The sequence below is a fragment of the Lachnospira sp. CLA-JM-H23 genome (assembly GCF_040096425.1).
In the GTDB taxonomy this organism is placed as follows: domain Bacteria; phylum Bacillota; class Clostridia; order Lachnospirales; family Lachnospiraceae; genus Lachnospira; species Lachnospira rogosae.
On sequence record NZ_JBBMET010000001.1, the window covers coordinates 357,761 to 381,281 of the forward strand.

18 protein-coding genes are annotated in these 23,521 nt (G+C 33.3%); 16 read left to right on the forward strand and 2 right to left on the reverse strand.

The genetic code is table 11. The features are described from left to right. Positions 1-267 precede the first annotated feature (267 nt). On the forward strand, positions 268-2,226 hold the full coding sequence (locus WMO42_RS01610; RefSeq protein WP_318255880.1) for a methyl-accepting chemotaxis protein: 1,959 nt from the start codon (positions 268-270) through the stop codon (positions 2,224-2,226). Between the two features lie 168 nt (positions 2,227-2,394). Here the strand turns inward: WMO42_RS01610 and WMO42_RS01615 are convergent, their stop codons facing one another. Next, positions 2,395-3,570 carry a DUF4317 domain-containing protein gene (locus WMO42_RS01615; RefSeq protein ID WP_055175335.1) on the reverse strand — a complete coding sequence of 392 codons (1,176 nt, stop codon included), beginning with the start codon at positions 3,568-3,570 and terminating at the stop codon, positions 2,395-2,397. A 492-nt stretch (positions 3,571-4,062) separates the two neighbouring features. Between WMO42_RS01615 and WMO42_RS01620 the strand changes: the two genes are divergently transcribed. From WMO42_RS01620 to WMO42_RS01635, 4 genes are all read left to right on the forward strand, one after another. Continuing rightward, complete coding sequence (locus WMO42_RS01620; RefSeq protein WP_022501289.1) at positions 4,063-5,133, forward strand: 6-phosphofructokinase; 1,071 nt, start codon at positions 4,063-4,065, stop codon at positions 5,131-5,133. Between the two features lie 29 nt (positions 5,134-5,162). After that, positions 5,163-7,481, forward strand: coding sequence for a polyphosphate kinase 1 (gene ppk1, locus WMO42_RS01625; protein ID WP_022501290.1), 2,319 nt, complete (start codon positions 5,163-5,165; stop codon positions 7,479-7,481). 190 nt (positions 7,482-7,671) lie between these two features. Further along, positions 7,672-8,232 (forward strand): DUF5662 family protein, encoded by a 561-nt coding sequence (locus WMO42_RS01630; protein ID WP_349191398.1) that lies wholly within the window; start codon positions 7,672-7,674, stop codon positions 8,230-8,232. A 58-nt stretch (positions 8,233-8,290) separates the two neighbouring features. After that, a complete protein-coding gene (locus WMO42_RS01635; protein WP_349172783.1) occupies positions 8,291-9,079 on the forward strand; it encodes a GTP pyrophosphokinase family protein in 789 nt (262 codons plus the stop codon). Positions 9,080-9,405: 326 nt separating this feature from the next. Here WMO42_RS01635 and WMO42_RS01640 read toward each other — a convergent pair whose 3' ends face one another. Further along, positions 9,406-11,340, reverse strand: coding sequence for an EAL domain-containing protein (locus tag WMO42_RS01640; RefSeq protein WP_055306488.1), 1,935 nt, complete (start codon positions 11,338-11,340; stop codon positions 9,406-9,408). A gap of 316 nt (positions 11,341-11,656) precedes the next feature. Between WMO42_RS01640 and WMO42_RS01645 the strand changes: the two genes are divergently transcribed. From WMO42_RS01645 to WMO42_RS01695, 11 genes are all read left to right on the forward strand, one after another. Further along, complete coding sequence (locus tag WMO42_RS01645; RefSeq protein ID WP_349172771.1) at positions 11,657-12,367, forward strand: response regulator transcription factor; 711 nt, start codon at positions 11,657-11,659, stop codon at positions 12,365-12,367. 114 nt (positions 12,368-12,481) lie between these two features. Then, positions 12,482-13,783, forward strand: coding sequence for a HAMP domain-containing sensor histidine kinase (locus WMO42_RS01650; protein ID WP_349191399.1), 1,302 nt, complete (start codon positions 12,482-12,484; stop codon positions 13,781-13,783). A 101-nt stretch (positions 13,784-13,884) separates the two neighbouring features. Next, positions 13,885-14,547: an ABC transporter ATP-binding protein gene (locus WMO42_RS01655; protein WP_349191400.1), complete on the forward strand. Its 663-nt coding sequence runs from the start codon at positions 13,885-13,887 to the stop codon at positions 14,545-14,547. Positions 14,548-14,656: 109 nt separating this feature from the next. Further along, positions 14,657-17,320, forward strand: coding sequence for an ABC transporter permease (locus tag WMO42_RS01660; protein WP_349191401.1), 2,664 nt, complete (start codon positions 14,657-14,659; stop codon positions 17,318-17,320). 235 nt (positions 17,321-17,555) lie between these two features. Beyond that, positions 17,556-18,320 (forward strand): tRNA threonylcarbamoyladenosine dehydratase, encoded by a 765-nt coding sequence (locus WMO42_RS01665; RefSeq protein ID WP_349191402.1) that lies wholly within the window; start codon positions 17,556-17,558, stop codon positions 18,318-18,320. Positions 18,321-18,833: 513 nt separating this feature from the next. Beyond that, on the forward strand, positions 18,834-19,616 hold the full coding sequence (locus WMO42_RS01670; RefSeq protein ID WP_022501698.1) for a zinc ribbon domain-containing protein: 783 nt from the start codon (positions 18,834-18,836) through the stop codon (positions 19,614-19,616). Further along, the gene (locus WMO42_RS01675; RefSeq protein WP_022501697.1) at positions 19,609-19,935 is read left to right on the forward strand and encodes a hypothetical protein; all 327 of its coding nucleotides are present in this window, start codon (positions 19,609-19,611) and stop codon (positions 19,933-19,935) included. The genes WMO42_RS01670 and WMO42_RS01675 overlap by 8 nt, the downstream gene beginning before the upstream one ends. Further along, positions 19,925-20,593 (forward strand): hypothetical protein, encoded by a 669-nt coding sequence (locus tag WMO42_RS01680; RefSeq protein WP_022501696.1) that lies wholly within the window; start codon positions 19,925-19,927, stop codon positions 20,591-20,593. Before WMO42_RS01675 ends, WMO42_RS01680 begins: the two co-directional genes overlap by 11 nt. Before the next feature lie 95 nt (positions 20,594-20,688). Continuing rightward, a complete protein-coding gene (locus WMO42_RS01685) occupies positions 20,689-21,105 on the forward strand; it encodes a hypothetical protein (protein ID WP_022501695.1) in 417 nt (138 codons plus the stop codon). A gap of 157 nt (positions 21,106-21,262) precedes the next feature. Continuing rightward, positions 21,263-22,696 carry a polyamine ABC transporter ATP-binding protein gene (gene potA / locus WMO42_RS01690; protein ID WP_349191403.1) on the forward strand — a complete coding sequence of 478 codons (1,434 nt, stop codon included), beginning with the start codon at positions 21,263-21,265 and terminating at the stop codon, positions 22,694-22,696. A 24-nt stretch (positions 22,697-22,720) separates the two neighbouring features. Next, positions 22,721-23,506 (forward strand): ABC transporter permease, encoded by a 786-nt coding sequence (locus WMO42_RS01695; protein ID WP_022501693.1) that lies wholly within the window; start codon positions 22,721-22,723, stop codon positions 23,504-23,506. The last annotated feature ends 15 nt before the right edge of the window (positions 23,507-23,521 follow it).

Here is a 23,521-nt window from a genome sequence, read left to right on the forward strand (position 1 = left end):
TGGACGAAAGTATATTGGACAATCTCCAAAGCCAATATACTTGACTATATTTCTATCCCCTCTACTCATCCCCGGTCACCCCAGACCGGGGAACTTTTTTATTTATAGAACACTTGCTGAATGGGATTAATTTATATCTAATAATACAGGAAAATATGTGCAAAAAGAGTAGAAAAATGTAGAACATTTATATTTATTTATGTTATAATACTTCAACGATATGAAATGATATATTCTATGTTATATAAGAAACTAGGAGGTTATGGTATGGAAGATACAACAAAGGTTGATGCTGAATCTACGATGCCTGAAGCAGATAGCGAGGAAGCTGTATCAGAAGTGGATAAGAAGGTAAAAGTTCCAAAGTCTAAAAGATTTGGAAAGAAGGAATCAGCTAAGCAGCCTGTAAAAGATAAATTGAAAGCTGACAAGCCTAAGGTTGTTAAGAGTAAGTCTAAGAAGTCAGTTAAGAATAAGGATATTTCTAATGATAATAACACATCGAATGAGTATAGACAGCCGGGACTTAAGATGAGTATTAAAGCAAGACTTATAGCTAGTTCTGTTCTTCCTACAGTTGTGGGTATTACAGTAGTGCTTATTATTGCAATTGTTAATATGTCAGCTGGTATGAATGCAGAGGCATCTAATGGACTTGTGCTTCTAGCAGAGGCAACAAAGTCAAGTTATGATAATACATATTCTGGTGATTGGCGTGTCGATAATAATGGTAACATTTTTAAAGGTGATACTAATCTTTCACAGAAGCAGGACGGAATTGATAAGTTTACAGATGATAATGATGCAGATATTGCAATCTTTTATGGTGTTGATTCCAAGGTAACATCATTAAGAGATTCTAATAATAAGAGAATGTTGAGCCTTAAAGCACCAGATTCAGTATGGGAAAAGGTTAAGACAGGAGAGACATATAAAGCAGATCATATCGATATTGATGGAGTTGATTATACAGGTGTATATCTTCCATTAAAGAATTATAACGGCAATATTGTGGGTATGTTATTTGCTGGAGAACCAAGAACAGCTATAACATCATTTATTATACAGAAGGTTATAGCACTTGTGGGAGTAACAATTATTGTTCTTTTAGTAATAGCAGTGATATCATTGATGCTTTCCAGAAAAATTGCTAATGCTTTAGTGACAGTCAACAGATTATTTGTTTCCCTGTCTAATGGTGATTTAACTATGAAGGTTGATCCTAATATGTTAAAGCGTAATGATGAGATTGGAGAGATGGCGGGTTCTGTACAGGCACTTATCAGCAAACTTAATGGTATTGTGACAGGACTTACAGAATCAGCAGATCAGTTATATAAGTCTGGAGATGAGATGGCGGCTACAGCGAGCCAGTCAAGTAAGGCTACAGAAGAAATATCAAGTGCAGTTGAAGATATATCAAAAGGAGCTGTGTCGCAGGCAGAGGAAATCCAGAATGCTTCATCATATATTGCTAATATGGGCAAGCTTATTGAGGATATTGTTGAGAAGGTATCTAATCTTACACAGGCGGCTAATGTTATGGGTAACGCAGGTGATACTTCAATGAATACTATGGTTGAGTTATCTGAGTCTAATGACCATACTACAGAAGCAGTTAATAAGATTGCAGATCAGATTGAGCTTACTAATGAATCGGTTGGCAAGATTGGAGAAGCAGCTGCATTCATTACTAATATAGCAGACCAGACAAGTCTTTTAGCACTAAATGCTTCAATCGAATCAGCAAGGGCTGGTGAAGCGGGAAAAGGATTTGCAGTTGTTGCATCTGAGATACAGAAGCTTGCATCACAGTCAGATGAAGCGGCTGGTGAGATTAAGCAGATAATTGAAAATCTTAAGCAGGAATCAGAAAAGACTGTTGAAGAGATGAATTCTACAAAGCTTCTTATTAATGAGCAGGTCGTTAAGCTTAATGCGACAAGGGACAGTTTTGTTGATGTTAGTGATGGCATTAATGTATCAAGACAGGAGACAGCAGCAATTGAGGTTAATGTAGGTTCCTGTGATGACGCAAGACAACAGGTTAATGACGTAATAGCTAATCTTTCCGCTATTTCTGAACAGAATGCTGCATCAGCTGAGGAAACAACAGCTTCAATGCAGGAGCTTACAGCTACAATTAGTATGCTTTCAACAACTGCTAATGATTTGATGAAGATATCAGAGAAGCTTAACTCAGAAATGAAGTTCTTTAAGATATAGTACATAAGCAGATATGTGAATTATAATCATCTGTTTAGTGCATAAATAATAAAAAATACCGCATTAATGTGGATATTCCATAACTTGGAATATGTTACACATTAATGCGGTATTTTTTATTATAAGTATTATTGTATACAATAATGCTTATTTTATTGCATAATTAATCTAGTATATATTGTTATTAGTATTTTCATTGCGGTCAATTACTTCGCCGGTATCAGGATTAACAGAAATTCCATTTACTTCAAGATGTTCATCAATCTGGATAACGAGGCACTGCTTTCCGTCAATTACACGGGTTTCTACAAGGTCGGTTTTATCAGGATTGATTTTGATTACAACATCGGGTGTCTTTACTTCAAATTTTCTTGAAGGTGTGATATTGTTAGCGGCAAGTTTTCCATTTTCTCCAGCAGCCATCTCAAAATGTTCTTCAAAGTCAGCAAGCTTTTCTTCTTTTACGCCGCTTTTTTCAAGAATTTCCTTAACTTCAGTCTTATCAAGCATTACAGGAGCGCTTGAAACAGCTTTGTGTTCATCAATTATTTCATTGAGGTTGTCGTGAATATTTTTAACAGTTTCATAGTTACAATCATCACCAAGTGTTTCAGTTACTAATGTATTGAAGGTTTCTTTCTGTACATTGGCTGGAAGTGGAATTTCACAGCTAAGTACATATGTAAGAAAATTCTGTTGGAAATCATCTATATCTTTACAGTGATACAGAATTTTTTCATCATCAGAACTCCGATTATTAAAGGCTGGGAAAAGAAATGCTATGTCAGGATTGTCAACCATATGGCTTTGAACCTGATTGTGGAAAGTCTTATCATTTTCAAAATATCCAAGCCCAGGTTTAGAGAGAGTAACCGGACAGATACAGCATAAAATGTAGTTATACACTTCATCAGAAGCGTCTTCCATAGCAATATTATCTGCAGTCATACCCGGAACATCATATGCCTGATTGATTACAAGAATTAAGTAGTTGCCAGGATAATAATAGTTGGCGATTATTTTATCATATAATTCATTGAGTTTATTCTCGTCTTTTAATTCGCTGTCTCTTAGCTCAAGCAGAAAATCGTGAGGCTGTTTATCGCCGTAGGCATCAAGAGTAAACTGCATATCAATAAGGTTACGTCCTGGTGTGCCAGAAAGACATTTTTTAAATATATCTATATATTTATGGCGTTCTTCCTCAGGAAGATTGAGGAATGTTTCATTAATAGTTGTGACTTTATTCTTCTCACCATCAACATAACATCCGCATAATTTAAGAATTCCACAGTCTTCTATATTGAATTGTGATTTGATTTCATTAATCTCTTTTCTTGTCATATTAATCCTCCATAAATGCCGGTGTATAGATAACGGCATACTAATTCAGTGCTTCTTATTGTATCATAATGCATTGAAAAATGTAATTAGTATTAGTTGAAATTTATCTAATTGAATATATAAAAAGTATATAAGTTTTAAAATATATATGTACAGTAAAAATATAGTGTGATATACTATAAATATATTAATTTGGTATAGATGTGAATACATTGTATAGTATATTTAATTTACATAGATTTTACATATAAGTTCGTTAAACTTTACATAACTACTATAATATAATGTCAGAAATTGCAAAACTATGAAGCAATTTATTGAAATATATCAAGAATGAAGATATTAGATAGTTGTTTAATGTACAATAGAAAATAATAAGTAACAAAGATAAAGATATAAGTGTAAAAAAAATTTTTACACGCGAGGTTGTGTCTGTGCACACTAGACATAAGCTTGATATGTACAAAAATGTGTGCAGGAATGGAGATTAATATGAGAATAGGAATGTTGACAAGCGGTGGTGACTGTCAGGCACTTAATGCCGCTATGAGAGGTGTAGCTAAAAGTCTTTACAATAAAGTGGATGATGTTCAGATATATGGTTTTCTTGACGGGTACAGAGGACTTATTAATAATACATATAAGCTTATGGATATTAATGATTTTTCAGGGATATTAACTATAGGTGGAACCATACTTGGAACATCAAGAACACCATTTAAGAAGATTAATGAACCTGATGAGAATGGTAAGGACAAGGTTGAGGCAATGAAGCACACATATAAGGAGTTAGGGCTTGATTGTCTTGTAATATTGGGAGGTAATGGTACACATAAGACAGCCAATCTTTTATATAAAGAAGGACTTAATGTTGTAACACTTCCTAAGACGATTGATAATGATCTGGTTGGGACAGATGTAAGCTTTGGTTTCCAGTCAGCAGTTGATATAGCAACGAATACCATAGATTGTATACATACAACTGCGGCATCACACAGCCGGGTATTTATAGTTGAACTTATGGGACATAAGACAGGCTGGCTTACGCTGCATGCGGGCATAGCAGGTGGATCTGATGTAATACTTATACCAGAGATACCATACGATTTAGATAAGGTTGTAGAAGCAATTAATAAAAGAATTAATGATAAAAAGCATTTTACAATTCTTGCAGTTGCAGAAGGTATAATATCCAAAGAGGAAATGTTATATAGTAAGAAAGAACTTAAAGAAGTAAGAAAGAAGGAGCATTATCCATCAGCAGCATACAGAATTGGTGCAGGTATTATGGATAGAACAGGTCAGGAAGTAAGGGTTACTGTACCAGGTCATGTACAAAGAGGTGGAAGCCCTTGTGCTTATGACAGGGTATTAGCTTCAAGGTTAGGAGCTAAAGCAGCAGAACTTATAATAAATAAAGAATATGGATATATGGTATGTGTCCGCAATAATCAGATAGATAAGATTGAATTAAATAAAGTTGCGGGCAGATTAAAGACTGTAGATCCACAGGCGGGAATAATTACAGAAGCAAAGGCGATGGGAATATGTTTTGGAGACTAGGATTTTGGAAGAAAGATAAAGAGGCTCATATGACTATTAATAATGATAACAATAAAGAAGTTAATAATAAGAAGAATATCAGTGATAATAAAGAGATGAATCAACCAGAGTTTAAAGAGATTAATTCAGATAACGCATATATTAATAAAGATGTATATCAGGCAGAGGTTAAGAATAATACTTCAGCCGATGAGGTTAAGAGTAATGTTTTAGTTGGTGAGATAAATGGCAGTGCTTTATTCGGAGATATTAAGAGCAACGCTTCAGGTGCTGATGTACCAAAGCCATATTTTGCTAACCGAGAGTTGTCTTGGCTTAAGTTCAATGAGAGAGTAATTGATGAGGCTGCGGATTTAAAAGTGCCTTTATGTGAGAGATTAACATTTGTATCTATATTTAATAGTAATCTTGATGAATTCTATATGGTAAGAGTTGGTTCATTATATGACCAGATGTTGCTTGCTAAGGGAAATAAGCACGATAAGAATGCAGGATTTGATAATAAGACACTTATGACAGCAAGAGAGCAGCTTGATGCTGTCTTTAGTGAGACAAGGGAATTACTGCATAAGAAAGATAAGATATATCAGCAGCTTATGTATAGATTTGAGGAGCAGGGAGTAAAGCTTATAAGTTTTAATGATGTTGAATATTCTGATGCTGTATATTTAGAGGAATATTTTAATAATTCAATTCTTCCTATATTATCACCACAGGTTATAAGCAAGAAGAATCCATTTCCATTTCTTAAGAATAAAGAAATATATGCAGTGGCACTTCTTGGTTCAAAGAACAATGACAAGATAGGCGTTGTTCCGTGCAGTAATGGTGTATTTGACAGACTTATTCCAATACCATCAGACAGTCATAAGTATATGCTTATTGAAGAACTTATACTGCATTTTCTTCCAAAGATATTTAAGAAATATAGTGTTAAGAGTAAGTCTTTGATTAGAATTATAAGAAATGCAGATATAGATATGGACGAAGCATTCTATGATGAAGAGATGGATTACAGGGATACTATGGAACAGCTTATTAAGGAAAGAAGGAAGCTGTGTCCTGTAAAGCTTGAATATTCAAGAGTGCTTGATGATAAAGTAATATCTGCTTTATGTAAGGAACTTAAGCTTGATAAGAAGCAGGTATTTTATTCTGAGTCACCTCTTGAGATGTCATTTATATCAAAGATACAGGATGACTTAAGAAGCAGGAGAGAGTTGTTCTATGAAAGACGCGTACCACAGAATTCAAGTAATATTGATATTAAGCAGCCGCTTATAGACCAGCTTGCAAAGAAGGATTTATTGCTCAGTTATCCATATGAGAGTATGCATCCATTAATAAGGCTTCTTAATGAAGCAGGAGGTGATGACAGGGTTCTGTCAATTAAGATGACATTATACCGTGTTGCCAAGAATTCGCAGATAGTAGAGGCACTTATTGATGCGGCTGAGAATGGCAAGGAGGTTGTTGTACTTGTTGAACTGAGGGCAAGATTTGATGAGGAGAATAATATTGAATGGTCACGCAGGCTTGAAGAAGCAGGATGTAAGATTATATACGGAATAGACCATATCAAGGTTCATTCAAAGCTTTGTCTTATAACATATAAAGACGGAGAAGATTTTCGTTATATAACACATATTGGAACAGGTAATTTTAACGAAAAAACTGCCAAATTATATACAGATCTTGCTTTATTTACTTCAAGTGAAGCTATTGCCAAGGAGACAGCAGATGTATTCAATAATCTCGGACTTGGAGATGTTGTTGACAATACAGAGCATTTGCTCGTTGCACCTAAGTGCTTACAGAATAAAATCCTTTCATTAATTGATGAGCAGATTGCTATTGCAAAAGAAGGAAAGGAAGCTTATATAGGAATAAAGATTAATTCGCTCACAGATAAGGTTATAATAGAGAAGCTTGTTGAGGCATCTATGAGCGGGGTAAAGATTGATATGATTATAAGAGGGATTAGCTGTATGGTTGCAGGAATAACCGGATATACAGATAACATTACAATCACAAGTATTGTTGGTAGATTTCTTGAGCACTCAAGAATATATATATTCGGAAAGGGTGCAGATATGAAGATGTATATTTCCTCAGCAGATTTTATGACACGTAATACTCTTAAGAGGGTCGAAGTTGCTGGACCGGTATATGATGAAAGTATTAAAGAGCGTATATTACATATGTTTAATATAATGCTTAAAGATAATGTTAAAGCAAGAATTATGGGAAGTGACGGCAACTATTACCATAAAGGTATTAAAGAAGGTGAAGAGTCGATTAACTCACAGGAATACTTTTATGATGAAGCGATAAAGGCATCAAGGTAATATGTGAGATTAATCAATAAAGAATATATAAAGTTATTAAGTTTTTCGATTTTTCGTATTAAGACTTGCTGTAATGCTTGAATTTGCTTATATGAATACTGTATAATGTGCGTGGTAAGATAGTTTAATAATTAACAATTTCTAACAAACGGACTGTTAGGATAAAATCAGGCATGGAGGATTGACAGTAATGAAGCCGGGTAAGTTTTTTCATAATTTTTTTGGACATTTGCATACTATTAATACGCATAAGTTAGAGGTTATGAAGAATTGTTTTCGTGTGGGTCTGTATAAGCAGGGACTATTGCACGACTTATCCAAATATAGCTTTTCAGAGTTTATTCCAGGTGTAAAGTATTATCAGGATGGTAACAGAAGTCCGAATAATGCACAGAGGGAAGCAGAGGGCTGTTCAACAGCGTGGCTTCATCATAAAGGAAGAAATAAGCACCACTATGAATACTGGATAGATTATCCAGCTAAAAGTGGTGATGGAAGTCTTATAGGAATGGAAATGCCTGTTAATTATGTTATTGAAATGTTTTGTGACAGGGTAGCTGCAAGTAAGATATATAATAAAGATAAGTATACAGATGCAGATTCTTTGAATTATTTTAAGAGAGGAATGGATCATTATATAATTAATCCTAATACTAAGAAATTATTGTATTCATTACTTGTTATGTTGTCAGAGAAAGGTGAAGATTATACATTTGCTTATATTAGAAGGAATATACTGCATAATGGATAATTGTGCTGTTGATAAAGCATTTTACAAGCGAATAGCAGGAAGGAACTTATAATAACTAATGGGTATTGAAGATTTTTTAAAACAGGAAGAACAGAGATTTATACGAGAAAATCTTATGTCAGATGAAGTTTTTGATTTTATAAGAGAGAATACAATGCCATTTAATGAACTTATGGCTTATTACAGATGTGCAATTATGGAAGTTGAGACTAAGTTCAAGGTTCTTAATGAGCAGTTTTCTTTACAGTATGACCGTAATCCTATAGAGACTATTAAGACAAGAATAAAGTCAACAGAAGGAATTATCAAGAAAGCTAACAAGAAGAATATTCCATTTACAATGGAATCTATTGAGCAGAATATAAGGGATATTGCAGGAATAAGAGTAATATGCTCATTTACAGAGGACATATATATGCTTGCTGATTGTCTTTTACAGCAGGACGATATAATACTTATCGAGAAAAAGGACTATATCAAGAATCCTAAAGAGAGTGGTTATAGAAGTCTTCATCTTATCATTGAGATACCGATATTCTTACAGAATGAGAAACGAAGAATGAAGGTTGAAGTTCAGCTTAGGACTATTGCTATGGATTTTTGGGCAAGTGTTGAGCATAAGCTAAGATATAAGAAGAATATTCCAGACAGCGAAGCTGAAATACTTGCATTGGAATTATCAGATTGTGCTAACCAGCTTGCACAGTTAGATGATAAAATGGAACAGATTAAGAAACGAATTGTTGAGGCTGAGAAAGAATCAGCACCTAAGGGTGACAGGAAAAGACCACTGCCAACAATTGGTGGGATGTTGATTAAGAATAGAATTAATGGGGTGATTAAATAATTAGTGGTAGTATTATTATACGATTATATTTAAAATCCCCATATATATAATGACCATTATACTTATTATTGGTAAGTATAATGGTCATTTTTTATATTTAGCTTATAAGGAATTGCGGATTAATATATTAATAATTAGAAGAAAAAGTAATTATTAAAAATATTTATTTATGGAAAACATCAATTTACATATATAAAAAATACCAACCTATAATAGTTAGATTATCAATCATAACAATTATAGGTCGGTATTTCATTACAAACCATTTTATTGGAATCTGGCACTGATTATAATACTATATAAGTATGCAATTAATAAGCAAAATATTAAGATATAGCCCTTTCCAGCTTATCAAAGTAGTCTTTCAAATTAATAACAGGCTGTGGCTTAGCATATTTGTAACCCTGAATATAATCAAAGCCTTTATCTATGCTGTAAGATGCCTGCTCTTCATTTTCAACGCCTTCAATTAATAATACAAATCCCTGTTCCTTGAATACGCTTGTAAGGTGAGATACGATATCCGATACAGCGGAGTTATCAAGAGATTTGTAAAGCAGTGTTTTATCGAACTTGATTGTGTTAAATGGACAGCCAATAATTCTTTCAAGGTTAGAGTATCCAGTTCCGAAGTCATCAAGATAGAACTTGATACCTGACTCATTAAGCTTTTCCATATTGTGAATAACCATATTGAAATCATCAAACATAGCACTTTCTGTAAGTTCAAGACGGATATGTTCTGGCATAATATTATTGGAATTAATTATAGCCATAAGTTCATCAAAAAGATTACGATTAGATAATTCTGATGATGAACAATTGATAGTTATTGCATCAAAGTCATATTTCTTCTCAAATTCAGCTACAATCTTACATACCTTGTTAAGAATTATTCGCGTTAAAGTATGAATACAGTTATTCTTCTCAGCAATAGGTATGAACTTATCCGGATATATGATTGTTCCATCAAGTGAGAGGCGCATAAGTGCCTCGGCTGTTCTAAAGCTATTGTTATTAACACTGAATATAGGCTGTGCATAGCATAATACACGTTCGTCATCAAGGTCATTCTTATTGCGGATATCAAGAAGAAGCTGTTCAATCTTGTATGCCTCGTGAAATTCCTTGTAATCCTTATCTGTAGCAAGATAACACTGATTGCCAGGTTCATTGGCAATTTTATTAAAAAGGTAGGCTGACATTGAGCTTAACTTATGTGTTGATGATACAACAGGATTGCTCTGGATAGCAGCTATTCTGTAGTTAATTGTGTAAGATGAAGCAGTCATATAATCAATTATTGCCATCTCCACATTATTGAGAAACTGCTTTATTTTGTTTTCATCCTTGATATATAAAATCATAGCAAATTCATCATTGGTAAATCGGTAAATATGAACCATATGATGAAGCTTTTCAATTCGTCTGCATACATTAGCGGCTGTTTCTTCAACTTTTTCATTATGAATAGCATAATTTACATTTTTAAGCTGAGGAAAGTTAAGGTATACAACGAGAAATTTACGTTTCATTGATACACTGTCTGTAAATCTTGCTTCAAAGGAGTGCATATTCTGACAGCCAATAAGTTCATCATATGGATTGCTGTGAAATAATATATAATATATTAAAAATGGTAATACATATGTGAGACTTGAAAATATTATATTGCTTGTCATAAATTGAACTGAAAGCATTATGAAATCTACTGGAATAAATATTAAAGCATATTTATTGACTACCTTTGGAATTGAATGTTTATTTAATAATATGGATAAAAGGCATATTAAACAGGTTATTATGCCAAAGATAGCATAAAAATTAATATAATATTCTAATGGCAGTAAACCATCAATTATATCCGGTAATTTACCAGATACTGCAAATGCAAAAACAGCAATAGCATAAGTACATCCGAATGATAATACTTTTGATTGCAGATTTTTCGTGTGATGTAATGTCCTTGTTGAAAGAAGACATATATACACATAGAGCATCATTAGTAATGCAAGGTATTCTGCTAAAAATGCTAACGACAGGAATAATCTTAATTCTCTGTTAAACATATCGGTGTGAGCCTGACTATAAAAAAATGCAAGCTGCGTGGCAATAGATATCATCGATAAAAGTATTCCATAATGAATGATTTGGTATGAACTCGTCTTTCTTGGATTGGAGTATAACATAAGAAATGTCAAAAATCCGGCCACAATTAAGCTGACAAGTTCAGCAGTTACGTTACAATTCCCTATAAACATATAAGTTTCCCCCTGATAGTATAAACTACAGGTATGTATTATACACGAAAATTATTGTTTATACAATTCGTAAAATAATTCAAATACAATCAAAATAATTCAATCCAAGACAAAATCGATAAATATTATTTAATAATGAAACTATATTTGTATGGATATATTAAACAGGGTATACAATTAAAATATTTTATTTTATATATTATATAATAATGTGAACTTAAGAAAAATAAGAAAAATAGCTGATTAAATAATAAAGTGTATTAAACAGTAGTATTATGATAACTGTGTAATTAAGAATTAAGATTGGAGAAAAGATATGAGTAATATTTTATTAATAGAGGATAACGAAGCAATAATTATGGGGCTGGAATACCTTTTTACCAATAATGGTTATAATGTCAGGGTTGCAAGAAGTGCATATCAGGCAAAGGAGATATTAGATAATGCAAAGGACACTGAAAAATATAGAACTTTAATTGGAGCTGGTGATGTATGGAATATAGATATTGTCATACTTGATGTAATGCTTCCTGATGGGGATGGCTTTTCGCTTTGCAGAAAGATTAAAGCTGATGATATAGCCCCTGTCATATTTCTTACAGCTAAAGATGAGGAGAAAGATGTTGTAATGGGGTTGGAGTTAGGTGCAGATGATTATGTTATAAAGCCATTCCGCAATATGGAACTTCTATCGAGAATTAAGAATGTGCTAAGAAGAAACCGGAGCGGCAATGAGCTTACATATGCTAATTTAAAGATGAATGTTGATATAAGAAAATTGTACAAGGAAGACAATGAAATTAAGCTTACAAAGCTTGAATTTGAGATATTAAAAATTTTGTTACAAAATCCTAAAAAAGTATTTACAAGGGAAGAAATACTATCACATATATGGGATTCAGCAGGTAACTTTGTAAATGATAATACACTTACAGTTACAATCAAAAGGCTTCGTGAGAAGATAGGCGATAAAGAAGGAAATATTATTGTGACGGTGAGGGGTGTAGGTTACAGATTGTCAGATTAGAGCAATCTGCAATATATTATATCAGCAGAATGGACAGAATATTATAATGTGTTAGAAAGAATATGAAAATATAATAACAGATTAGAATGAATATAATAACAGATTGGAGAAAATATGGGTGCATATAAGAATAAGCAGGCTGTTAAAAGTCTGTTATTAACAGGTGTAGTGCTGGTTGTCGGCGTAGTGGTATATATGTCATGGATAGGCTGGTATACTAATAAGTACAAGAATATGGAGAATACATATATAAGATGTATTATTGAAAATGTAATCAGCCAGTATCCGGACTTTGATATGGAAGAAATTGCGATTATATTAAATAAGTCCTACGGTGAACTTGAAAGCAGTACAACATCAGAAGAATTTTACAACATATTAAGAAAAAATGGAATAACAGATAATACATTTTATATTAAAGATATGAGTGACATAAGAAATGTCAATATAATAGTCAGCACTTTAATTATTGGTGTAATGTCGGTATTGTTTATTATATGTTTTTACATATATTTGAGGAGAAGAAAGAATGCCATCGTCCAATTGCAGGATTATATGGATAAAATATCACGCGGTAATTATGAGCTGGAAATAAATGATAATTCAGAAGATGAGCTTAGCAGTCTTAAGAATTCGTTATATAAAATTATGGTATATATGAAGGAACAGGCAGACTCAGCCAGAATAAAAAAGGTTATGTTAGCACAGTCGGTATCTGACATATCACACCAGTTAAAGACACCACTTACCTCAACTCAGATTCTATTGGATAATCTTAATGATAATCCTGATATGGAATATGCTACAAGGAAGAAATTCATATATGAAGCTTTAAATCAGGTTAATGGAATGAGCTGGATGATTGTGTCTATGCTTAAGCTGTCAAGAATTGATGCAGGTGTAGTTGAGTTCAATAATGAGAACATTTCTATTAATAAGATTATAGAAGAAGCGGTAGGTAATCTTGAGGTTATAGCAGAAATTAAAGCTGTTAGTATAGACATATATGTTCATAATTCAAATACAGATAATATTCATAAAGGGTCAGATAATAAAGTGAATAAATTGAACAAATCGGACATCTATATAAATGGCGATTACAACTGGAACAGGGAAGCATTACAGAATATTATTAAAAATGCAATTGAACATAGTAGACATAAAGGTACTGTAAAGATAAATATAACAGATAATGATGTGTATACAGCAGTGTATATAACTAACAGAGGTGATAAACTGAGTGACCAACGACAGAAGCAGATATTTGAACGCTATTACAGTGAAGCTAAATACGAAGATAACAGTATGGGAATAGGACTTCCTCTTGCTAAGGCAGTAATTGAGAAGCAGGGAGGCTATATAAGTGTGGAGTCCGATGATGAAAAGACAACATTTATAGTTAAATATATAAAATAAATGTCACTGAAATGTCATTTTGCCAGTGTATATTGAGCTATGTAATAAAGTAATTAATATTTATAGCACATCTATATTTGTGACGGAAAGGAAGACATTTTATGGAGATATTAAAGGTAGAACATCTTGTTAAACAGTATGGCAAAGGTGACAATGCTGTACTTGCAGTAAATGACATTTCATTCAGCGTGGAACAAGGCGAGTTCGTAGCTATAGTGGGAAGTTCAGGAAGTGGTAAATCAACACTTCTTCACTTGCTTGGTGGTGTGGACAGACCTACAAGTGGAAAGGTATATATACAGGGTGAGGATATATATTCCCTAAATAGTGACAAGATAGCAATATTTAGAAGAAGACAGGTCGGACTTATATATCAGTTCTACAACCTTATACCAATTCTTAATGTTAAGGAAAATATTACTTTACCTTGTGAGCTTGACGGCAGGACACCTGACAAAAGCGAACTTGATGAGCTTATCAACACTCTTGGTTTAAAGGATAGGGTGTCACATCTGCCTAATCAGTTATCAGGTGGACAACAGCAGAGGGTATCAATTGGCAGGGCACTTATTAATCACCCGGCAATACTTCTTGCGGATGAGCCGACAGGAAATCTTGACTCACGCTCAAGTGATGAAATCGTAGAATTATTAAAACTCTCTAATCAGAAATATAATCAGACAATTGTAATGATTACCCACAATCTTGAAATTGCAAAGATTGCAGACAGAATATTACGAATTGAAGATGGCAGGCTTGTATAAAGATTATGAACAGGCACAAGCCTTATATAAATAGTTTCATAATTTTATAGGATTTTATAAGATATAGAATTATGTAAATTCATGAAACGGGCTGGAAAGGAGAGTTTATATGCAGATACTTAACAGGTTGACAATAAGGAATCTAAAGCTTAATAAAAAAAGAACAATTGTTACAATTATTGGTATTATACTTGCAACGTCACTTCTGACTGCGGTTGCAGCTATGGCGGTAAGTTTAAAAGAAAGCATAACGTTAAGAGCAAAGAAGGTAGATGGAGATTTTCATCTTCTCTTATATGATATGACTGATAAGGAAAAGGAGTCAATTATTAATAACAGGCAGGTGGAAAGTTATTACGAAATGCACGAAGTTGGTTATGCAGTGCTTGACGGCTGTGTTAATGACAGTAAACCTTATGTTTATATTGAAGCACTTGATAGTGATACATTTGAAAAGGCAGAAATAAATGTAACATCAGGAAGACTTCCAGAAGATGACAGCGAAATAGTTATATCAAGTCATATTAAGACCAATGGTGGTGTTAAATATAATATTGGAGATGAGATTACATTTGATGTAGGCGACAGGACATATAATGGTAAAAAACTTTATCAGAATGATGATTATAGAGAAGATGAGCTGCTTGATGTAAAGAAGACTAAGACGTATAAGGTTGTGGGAATATGTGACAGGCTTCCATATGGTGAAGAACCAAGAACTGCACCGGGTTATTCGGTCATTACATTTGCAAATAAGTCAGATACATCTTTGAATAAATCGGACATATATATCAGGTTTCATAAAAAGGTACTTAAAGACAGATATAATATAATTGCGGATATATTAGGTGTCGATAGAATTTTATTTAACAAGCAGTATTCAGGCAGTCCAACAGATGAAGAGGCAGGGATATTAAAGAATCAGCTTGATAAGGCACATTCATATTACATTAATAACAGTATTATAAAGTATGAAGTGTTTTATGATTCAAGTGTTGCATTTGTATATAATATGGCGGCTGTTGTTATGGTTATAATTATTATAACTTCAGCGGTATGTATAAGTAACAGCTTTGCTATATCTATTAACCAGAAAACTAAACAGTACGGAATGTTAGCTTCAATCGGTGCTACTCCACGCCAGATTAGAAAAAATGTATTTTTTGAAGCTGCGTTTATGGGTGTAATAGGTGTTGCAGCAGGCATAGTCGGGGGTCTGTCAGCAAGTTATATTCTTGTCATATTGAGTAACAAAATGCTTATTGATACATTAGAAATGAGCATTGTGTATGCACCATCTTTATTAGGAGTACTTTTATCAATTGTACTTGCGATAGTTACGATTGTATTGTCGGCATTAGTACCAGCAATAAGGGCTTCGCGAATGTCACCAATAATGGCTATCAATCATAGTGAAGATATCAAGATAAAATCTAAGTCATTAAGGACACCTGAATTAGTCAGTAAAGTATGGGGTGAAGGAGGCGTCATTGCCTATAAGAATATGAAGCGTAACAAGAGAAAATACAGGGTAATCACTATTTCTATTGCGCTTAGTGTAATGACATTTATTGCTTTATATGGATTTATGAGTTTATTAACAGATTCAGCCAACAGATACGCTAATGGCAATATAGATTTAAGGGTGTATATGTCTTCATATAAAAGTATGTCTGTAGATGAGGCTGATAAAAAAGTAAGTGATATTGTGAACAGGATAAATAATGAAACAAATATAACAGATTTTACATTTGCAAGAGGCTTTTATGCTTCATTAAAAGATGAACCAAAGTATAGTAGTGATTATAAGAAAGTAAATAAATATGAGGCAGGTTTATCAGAAAATACTGGTTACTATATAAGTATTATTTCATTAGGTAATGAAGAATATGAAAAGTATATTAAAAAGCTTGGTATAAGCAAGGAAACTGCACAGAGCGGAGGAATACTTGTAGATAATACATATCAGTACATTAATAATGGAAATAACGTAAAATATTTTAATGTATATGATGGTTATAAAGCTGGTGATGTATTAACTTATAGAATTGATACTTCAAACAGCAGTAAATCATTGGATAATAGTAAATCGTCAGATGATACAACATTTTACGATATAAAGATTGTGGCACTTAGCAATGAAAGGCCATTCGGATATGAAAATGCTTATACTTCTTATGGCTATCTTATTGTAAGTGATGATTATATGAATCAGTTTAATCCCGGGGATATTGATTGCAGTGTACTTCTTAATATTAACTGTGACGACCCTGATAAAGCACAGGATATACTTGTGAATGAATTTGATATTGGGAAGAATAACATAGTTAATGCGGCACAGGAAAGAAGAAACAATGAAAATCTAATTCTGACAATCAAGATATTCTTATATGGATTTATTGCTGTTGTTTCATTGATTGGAATTACAAATATATTTAATACTGTTACAACCGGAATGGAATTAAGAGGCAAAGAGTTTGCAATGCTTCAGTCGATAGGTATGACAAAGAGAGAATTTGATAAAATGATAAGGATGGAAAGTGTATTTTATGGAAGTAAAGCCCTTATAATTGGTGTAGTGTCAGGAACCCTGCTTTCTTATGTCATATATATATCAGCAGGAGAGTCACAGTTAAGATATGTTTTTCCATTGCCGGCTATAGTTATTGCGGTTGTTGTTGTGATTATACTGCTTCTTGGAATTATGAAATATTCATTAGTCCAGATAAGAAAGCAGAATATTATAGAAACAATAAGAAATGAGAATATATAAATAAAAATATATAGATGTAAATATAAAATGCAGATATATAAATAAAAATATGTAGACGTGAATATATAGAAGAAAATATATAGATGTGAATATATAGATGTCAATATATAGAAGATGTATGAAAGAGTAATAAAAGTATTACTTTGACAGAAACCGCTGATTATAATATAATCTCTTATTGAAATACTACCATAATGGTAGGTTTAGTAATTAATAATTCGGAATGGAGATAAAGATGTTAAATCAGTTTTCAAGAACACAATTATTACTAGGTGAAAGTGCAATGCAGGAACTAGCTAATAAGAGAGTTGCTGTATTCGGAATAGGTGGAGTAGGCGGTTATGCCTGTGAAGCACTTGTAAGAAGTGGCATAGGTGCATTTGACCTTATAGATGATGATAAAGTATGTCTTACTAATCTTAACAGACAGATTATAGCAACAAGAAAAACTGTTGGAAAGTATAAGACAGAGGTTATGAAAGAGAGAATGCTGGAGATTAATCCCAATGTTGATGTAAGAATTCATAATTGTTTCTTTCTTCCAGAAAATGCTGATAAATTTCCATTTGATGAGTATGATTATATAATTGATGCGGTAGATACTGTGACAGCTAAGATTTCAATTATTATGAAAGCAAATGAACTTGGAATCCCGGTTATAAGCAGTATGGGAGCTGGTAATAAGCTGGATCCGACAGCATTCAGGGTTGCAGATATATATAAGACAAGGGTGTGTCCTCTTGCGAAGGTTATGCGCCGTGAACTTAAGAAACGTGGCGTTAAGAAGCTTAAGGTTGTATATTCAGAGGAACAGCCAACAAGACCAATCGAGGATATGTCGATAAGCTGTCGTACTAACTGCATATGCCCTCCAGGAGCAGAACACAAATGTACAGAAAGACGTGATATTCCAGGAAGTGTGGCGTTTGTGCCATCTGTTGTAGGGCTTATAATTGCTGGAGAGGTGATTAAGGATATCGCAGGAGTTAATGCAAAGTAGGACTTATAGGACAAAATGTGTTGATAGAAACAGCAAAGTAATTAAAGTGGTTACAATATTTAATAAATAAACTAAAAGAACCTGAATGATAATGATACCAAGTGGCAATTGATATGATTATCATTCAGGTTCTTTTTGGGAGAGTGATAACTACAAATTTAAGGGAGTAGGTAGTTATCTGTTTATGAAAAAGTTTATTGAAAGCAATGTCATATGTCTTTCAACAATGATTATATTAGAGGGAAAATGTGAACGTGATATGTAAAAGATGTGAGTAAAATGTGAATTATAAAAACAAAATATAAACTAATGCAATAAGACTGATTATATATTATAATAACGTATGTTTCATTAAAGAATATTTCATCAAAGAAGATTTTAGCATATTACGCTTAGTTAATATGAAAAATATATATTATATTAAAGTATAGTATAAAATAATACATTTTATTCGTATATACAATAAATAATTATCTATAAATAGCATAAAAGAGAGAAAAAGTGAGGGAAAGCGTGGAAAGGGAGAATATTTATAAAGGCAGTACATTTAATATGAAATGTCAGTATTGTGGGGCAGTGCTTAATCTGACCGATGAGGTGTGTCCGCATTGTGGCAGGAAGAATAGGGCAGGGGAAGCCTATAAAAAAGATTATGACAAATATCAGTCAAAAGTTAATACGGCGGAAAAATCAATAAGCGCACAGCAGCTGTATACAGTAAAAGTGCTTGTGCGTGGAGTGGCTATAGCGGTGCTTCTTGCAATGTTTATTGGTCTGGTGGTGTATATGCTTACACACGACTGGTATTTTATTAAGCAGAAAAATGCTGTTAGTGAATATGATACGGTGACAGCCACGTTAGACAGATATTGGGAGAATGAAGATTACTATGATTTCTTTAATTATAGTGACAGCATTAATATATCAGGCTGGTCAGATGGTCCGTATCTTGATTATCACCCACAGATAGAGGCTGCACAGATATACATATTTGTGAATAATTATATAAGTGAATATCTTGCCGCGGATAATATATTTTATAAGAATAAGGCACTGACAGATATTTGTGGTCTGCTGGATGAATTTTATGATTTGGATAACCTTCATTATATATATGGAAAGCTTGCGGTTGGAGATACGTCTGATGAGAAGGTAGAACAGATTTATAAGAATATGGATGCAATATTAAAGACATATTTTTATGTGAGTGATGAACAGGTGCAGGCTATAAGGACGGCGGATAGTACGCAAATCCAACTTATTATAGAAGAAAGTGTGAAAAATAAGTATGAATAATAAAATGAATGTGATATGTCCTTCGTGTGGCGCAGAATTTAATAAAAATCTCAGCCAGTGTCCATATTGTGGCAATTCCAATTATTATGGACAGGAAAAATCATATATGAAAGGACTGGCAGGACTTAGGCAAAGGCTGGCAGAACTTGCTGATATTAATAAAAAAATAATTGTAGAAGAGGCTGTAAAAGTGCTTGTCCTTGTACTGGCGGTTGTAATCATACTGGTGGCAGCTATATTTTCTGTAAAAGCAATTGACAGACACAACGAAAGCATTGCCGTTAATAATATAAGAAAAGAGATAATAGATGGAAGATAAGTATTATACAGAAAGTCATAAAAAAGCCATAGACAGGTATGATAAAGATTTCAATAATACAGAAAAGAATGTACATAATAAGGCGGACAGTAATTCAAAGAAAGCTTACGCATTTGCAATACCCGCAGTTGTTATTGCACTGCTTCTTATAGCATTTATTGGTATTGCATTAACTGGCTCTGTAAAAAAGGCTGTAAAGAAATCAGCAATAACGAATAATTATACAGAAATAAGTAATAAAATATATTCATATCTTGATAGCAGTAGTTATAAGGAATTATCGGATTATAGTGATGAGATAGATGCTCTTGATAATAAAGCATTTGATAAAGAATATTCGGTTCTTATGGGTGTAAGATATTATGTGTGGTCAGTGGGATTTATGAATACTAACGATAGTGATAATTATAATCTTACACAGTCAGATGTGTCTAATCTGGCATATTATCTTTCGCAGTTTTACTACTATACACAGTTATCGGCATATAAAGATAAAGAAGTAACTATGACATCAGACAATGAAAAGTATCTTAACAAAATGCGGGAAGATATGGGAGTACTGCTTAAGAAATATTATCACATTACAGATGAGGATTTAGAGGCTATTGATACATTTTCAAGCGCACGAATTGAGCAGTGCCTTATACAAAGAGGATAGATGTGAAAATGGATTTTTTATACGCAGGATTTATGTTTGTATACATTTGACACAAAGCCGATATGCGCAAAATGTGCGCAGGAATGAGGATTATTATGAAGAAAAGCAGATTAATTATTATGGATATAATTATTGTAATTCTTGTTGTTCTTAATGCTGCGATGATAATAGCGGTAGCAGAGAATTATAATGATGAGAACAGGACATATAATACACGCTGGTTTATGAACCTGTATAAGAATGATGAATATGGCAGGGCAGTAGATTATGCCAGCAGGGATAAGATTGTGATAGATAATATTCAGGACAATGAACTGGATGAAAGCATAGCGGTTGCAGAGTATTATAATGCGGAATTTTATAAAAATGTATATAAGACAATGGGAAATACGCAGAAGCTAAAGCAGATGGAGGAGCAGTCTGATATGGCATTAAAGAGAATGGGAAGCCTGTCAATATTAAAGCAGAAGATAGATAGTATAGTCAACGTACCTGACAGGCAGACTAAATAATAAAGTAATAGAATAATAAGGCAATAAAGTAACAATATAATGAGATATTGAAGATTATTATTGATAAATCTATGTATAATTATTAAAATAACAGATAGAAGTAATAAGGCATATATGCTGAATTAATAAATTAACCACGAGGTGCAAAAGGAGAACGATGGCAGATAATATAATAGAATTAAGACATATTAGTAAAGTATATAGTGATAATGGATTTAAGGCTGTTGACGATTTTAATCTTGAGGTAAAAAGAGGAGAGTTCGTCACTTTTCTTGGACCATCCGGATGTGGTAAGACTACTACATTAAGAATGATAGCAGGATTTGAGATGCCAACAAGTGGAGAGATACTTCTTAATGGAGAAGATATATCACAGCTTCCAGCAAACAAAAGGCCTATTAATACAGTATTCCAGCGATATGCTTTATTTCCACATATGAATATATATGACAATATAGCATTTGGACTTAAACTCAAAAAGCTGCCAAAAGAGGAGATTAGAAAGAAAGTAAAGAAAGTTCTTGATATGGTTGACCTTGAGGGGTTTGAGAATAGAAAGATATCTACCTTATCAGGTGGACAGCAGCAAAGAATTGCAATTGCAAGAGCCTTAGTTAATGAGCCGGAAATTCTCATGCTTGATGAGCCCCTAGGTGCACTTGATTTGAAAATGCGTCAGGAAATGCAGCTTGAATTGAAGCATATGCACGATGAACTTGGAATTACATTTATATATGTAACACACGATCAGGAAGAAGCACTTACAATGTCTGATAAGATTGTTGTTCTTTCAGAAGGCAGGATACAGCAGATTGGTACGCCTGAGGATATATATAATGAGCCACAGAATGCGTTTGTAGCTGACTTTGTCGGTGAAAGTAACATTTTCAAAGGTATTATGACAGGACATATGAAAGTAAGATTTTGCGGCGGTGAATTCATAGGAATGGACGATGTTGCAGAGGGTACTCTCGTTGATGTTGTTGTAAGACCGGAAGATGTAATTATAACTAAGCCGGAGGACGGAGTTGTTGAGGGTGAAGTTGTGTCGGTTATATTCAAGGGTATGCACTATGAGGTTACTGTTGAATCGGGCAAGTACGAGATGGTTATAAGAACGACAAAATGTTATTCTGTCGGTGAAAGAATTGGTATGAAGCTTGAGCCGGACGGAATTCATATTATGCTTGCTGAGGATCATACAACAAGCTTTGTTACTAATATTAATAGCGATTATACACTTGATTTTAATGGCAAGGTTATTAATTGCGATTTAACAAAGGTTATTCCTAAATCAAGTATGAAGGACAATGTTTTAGTTGATGAGAATAACGAGGCTGTTGATACAGATAAGTTAAAGGTTATGGTTTCAATCCAGCCATATGATATAAGAATGAGTGATAATGTGGAGGAAGGTCTTGTATCTGGACATATTATCAACCTTATCTATAAGGGTGACCATTACAGTTACGTTATAAGAACAGAATATGGACACGACCTTATTGTAGATGATGAGTACCTGTGGAATATGGACGATGCTGTAGGGCTTGTTATGCTAGAAGACAAGATGAAGTTCCAGTTAAAAAAGTAAGTAAAGGGAAAGGAATTAATAAAGATGAATAATGTATTATCGCGTAAGCAGCTTGGAATTCCTTATGGGATATTCCTTTTATTATTTGTTGCAGCCCCTTTGCTTGTATTGATATATTATGCATTTACCAATGGACAGGGACAGTTTACAGTAAGTAATCTCTGTAATTTCTTTACAGATCCTAACACACTTGGAACATTGTGTTACAGTTTTGCACTGGCATTTGTTGTAACTATAGTGTGTCTTTTAATAGCGTATCCAGTTGCATACATACTTGCACAGAGCGAGATTAAAAGAAAAGCAGTTATTCTTATGCTTTTTGTGCTTCCAATGTGGATTAACTTTACACTTAGAATTACAGCACTTAAGGAAGTTCTTTCATTAATAGAAGGTAATCTTGCATTTTATCCATTTATTAATACAGTTATTGGAATGACTTACGATTTTCTTCCATTTATGATACTCCCATTATATACAACATTATCGAAAATGGATAACAGCATTATAGAAGCAGCAAATGATCTGGGGGCTAATAATTTTCAGACATTTATAAGGATTATATTGCCATTATCTGTACCGGGAATTATAAGTGGAATATCAATGGTGTTCCTGCCAGCGATGACTAATTATGTAGTGCTTGATATGCTTTATAACAGTACATATATTATGGGTAGTCTTATAGGAAGCTATTTTAGTGCATACGACTGGAACAATGGTTCAATGATAGCACTTATACTTCTTATAATTATATGTATAATCAGTCTTATATCAGCAGACAGCGATAATGAAGGTTCAGGACGCAGGCTGTAGATATATGTGACGGGA

Bases quoted from the DNA above. Each gene is read 5' to 3' on its own strand.
- WMO42_RS01645 (WP_349172771.1), top strand. From the start codon at position 11,657: ATGAGTAATATTTTATTAATAGAGGATAACGAAGCAATAATTATGGGG.
- WMO42_RS01665 (WP_349191402.1), top strand. From the start codon at position 17,556: ATGTTAAATCAGTTTTCAAGAACACAATTATTACTAGGTGAAAGTGCA.
- WMO42_RS01620 (WP_022501289.1), top strand. From the start codon at position 4,063: ATGAGAATAGGAATGTTGACAAGCGGTGGTGACTGTCAGGCACTTAAT.
- WMO42_RS01680 (WP_022501696.1), top strand. From the start codon at position 19,925: ATGGAAGATAAGTATTATACAGAAAGTCATAAAAAAGCCATAGACAGG.
- WMO42_RS01650 (WP_349191399.1), top strand. From the start codon at position 12,482: ATGGGTGCATATAAGAATAAGCAGGCTGTTAAAAGTCTGTTATTAACA.
- WMO42_RS01635 (WP_349172783.1), top strand. From the start codon at position 8,291: ATGGGTATTGAAGATTTTTTAAAACAGGAAGAACAGAGATTTATACGA.
- potA (WP_349191403.1), top strand. From the start codon at position 21,263: ATGGCAGATAATATAATAGAATTAAGACATATTAGTAAAGTATATAGT.
- WMO42_RS01615 (WP_055175335.1), bottom strand. From the start codon at position 3,570: ATGACAAGAAAAGAGATTAATGAAATCAAATCACAATTCAATATAGAA.
- WMO42_RS01655 (WP_349191400.1), top strand. From the start codon at position 13,885: ATGGAGATATTAAAGGTAGAACATCTTGTTAAACAGTATGGCAAAGGT.
- WMO42_RS01610 (WP_318255880.1), top strand. From the start codon at position 268: ATGGAAGATACAACAAAGGTTGATGCTGAATCTACGATGCCTGAAGCA.
- WMO42_RS01660 (WP_349191401.1), top strand. From the start codon at position 14,657: ATGCAGATACTTAACAGGTTGACAATAAGGAATCTAAAGCTTAATAAA.
- ppk1 (WP_022501290.1), top strand. From the start codon at position 5,163: ATGACTATTAATAATGATAACAATAAAGAAGTTAATAATAAGAAGAAT.
- WMO42_RS01640 (WP_055306488.1), bottom strand. From the start codon at position 11,340: ATGTTTATAGGGAATTGTAACGTAACTGCTGAACTTGTCAGCTTAATT.
- WMO42_RS01675 (WP_022501697.1), top strand. From the start codon at position 19,609: ATGAATAATAAAATGAATGTGATATGTCCTTCGTGTGGCGCAGAATTT.
- WMO42_RS01695 (WP_022501693.1), top strand. From the start codon at position 22,721: ATGAATAATGTATTATCGCGTAAGCAGCTTGGAATTCCTTATGGGATA.
- WMO42_RS01630 (WP_349191398.1), top strand. From the start codon at position 7,672: ATGAAGCCGGGTAAGTTTTTTCATAATTTTTTTGGACATTTGCATACT.
- WMO42_RS01685 (WP_022501695.1), top strand. From the start codon at position 20,689: ATGAAGAAAAGCAGATTAATTATTATGGATATAATTATTGTAATTCTT.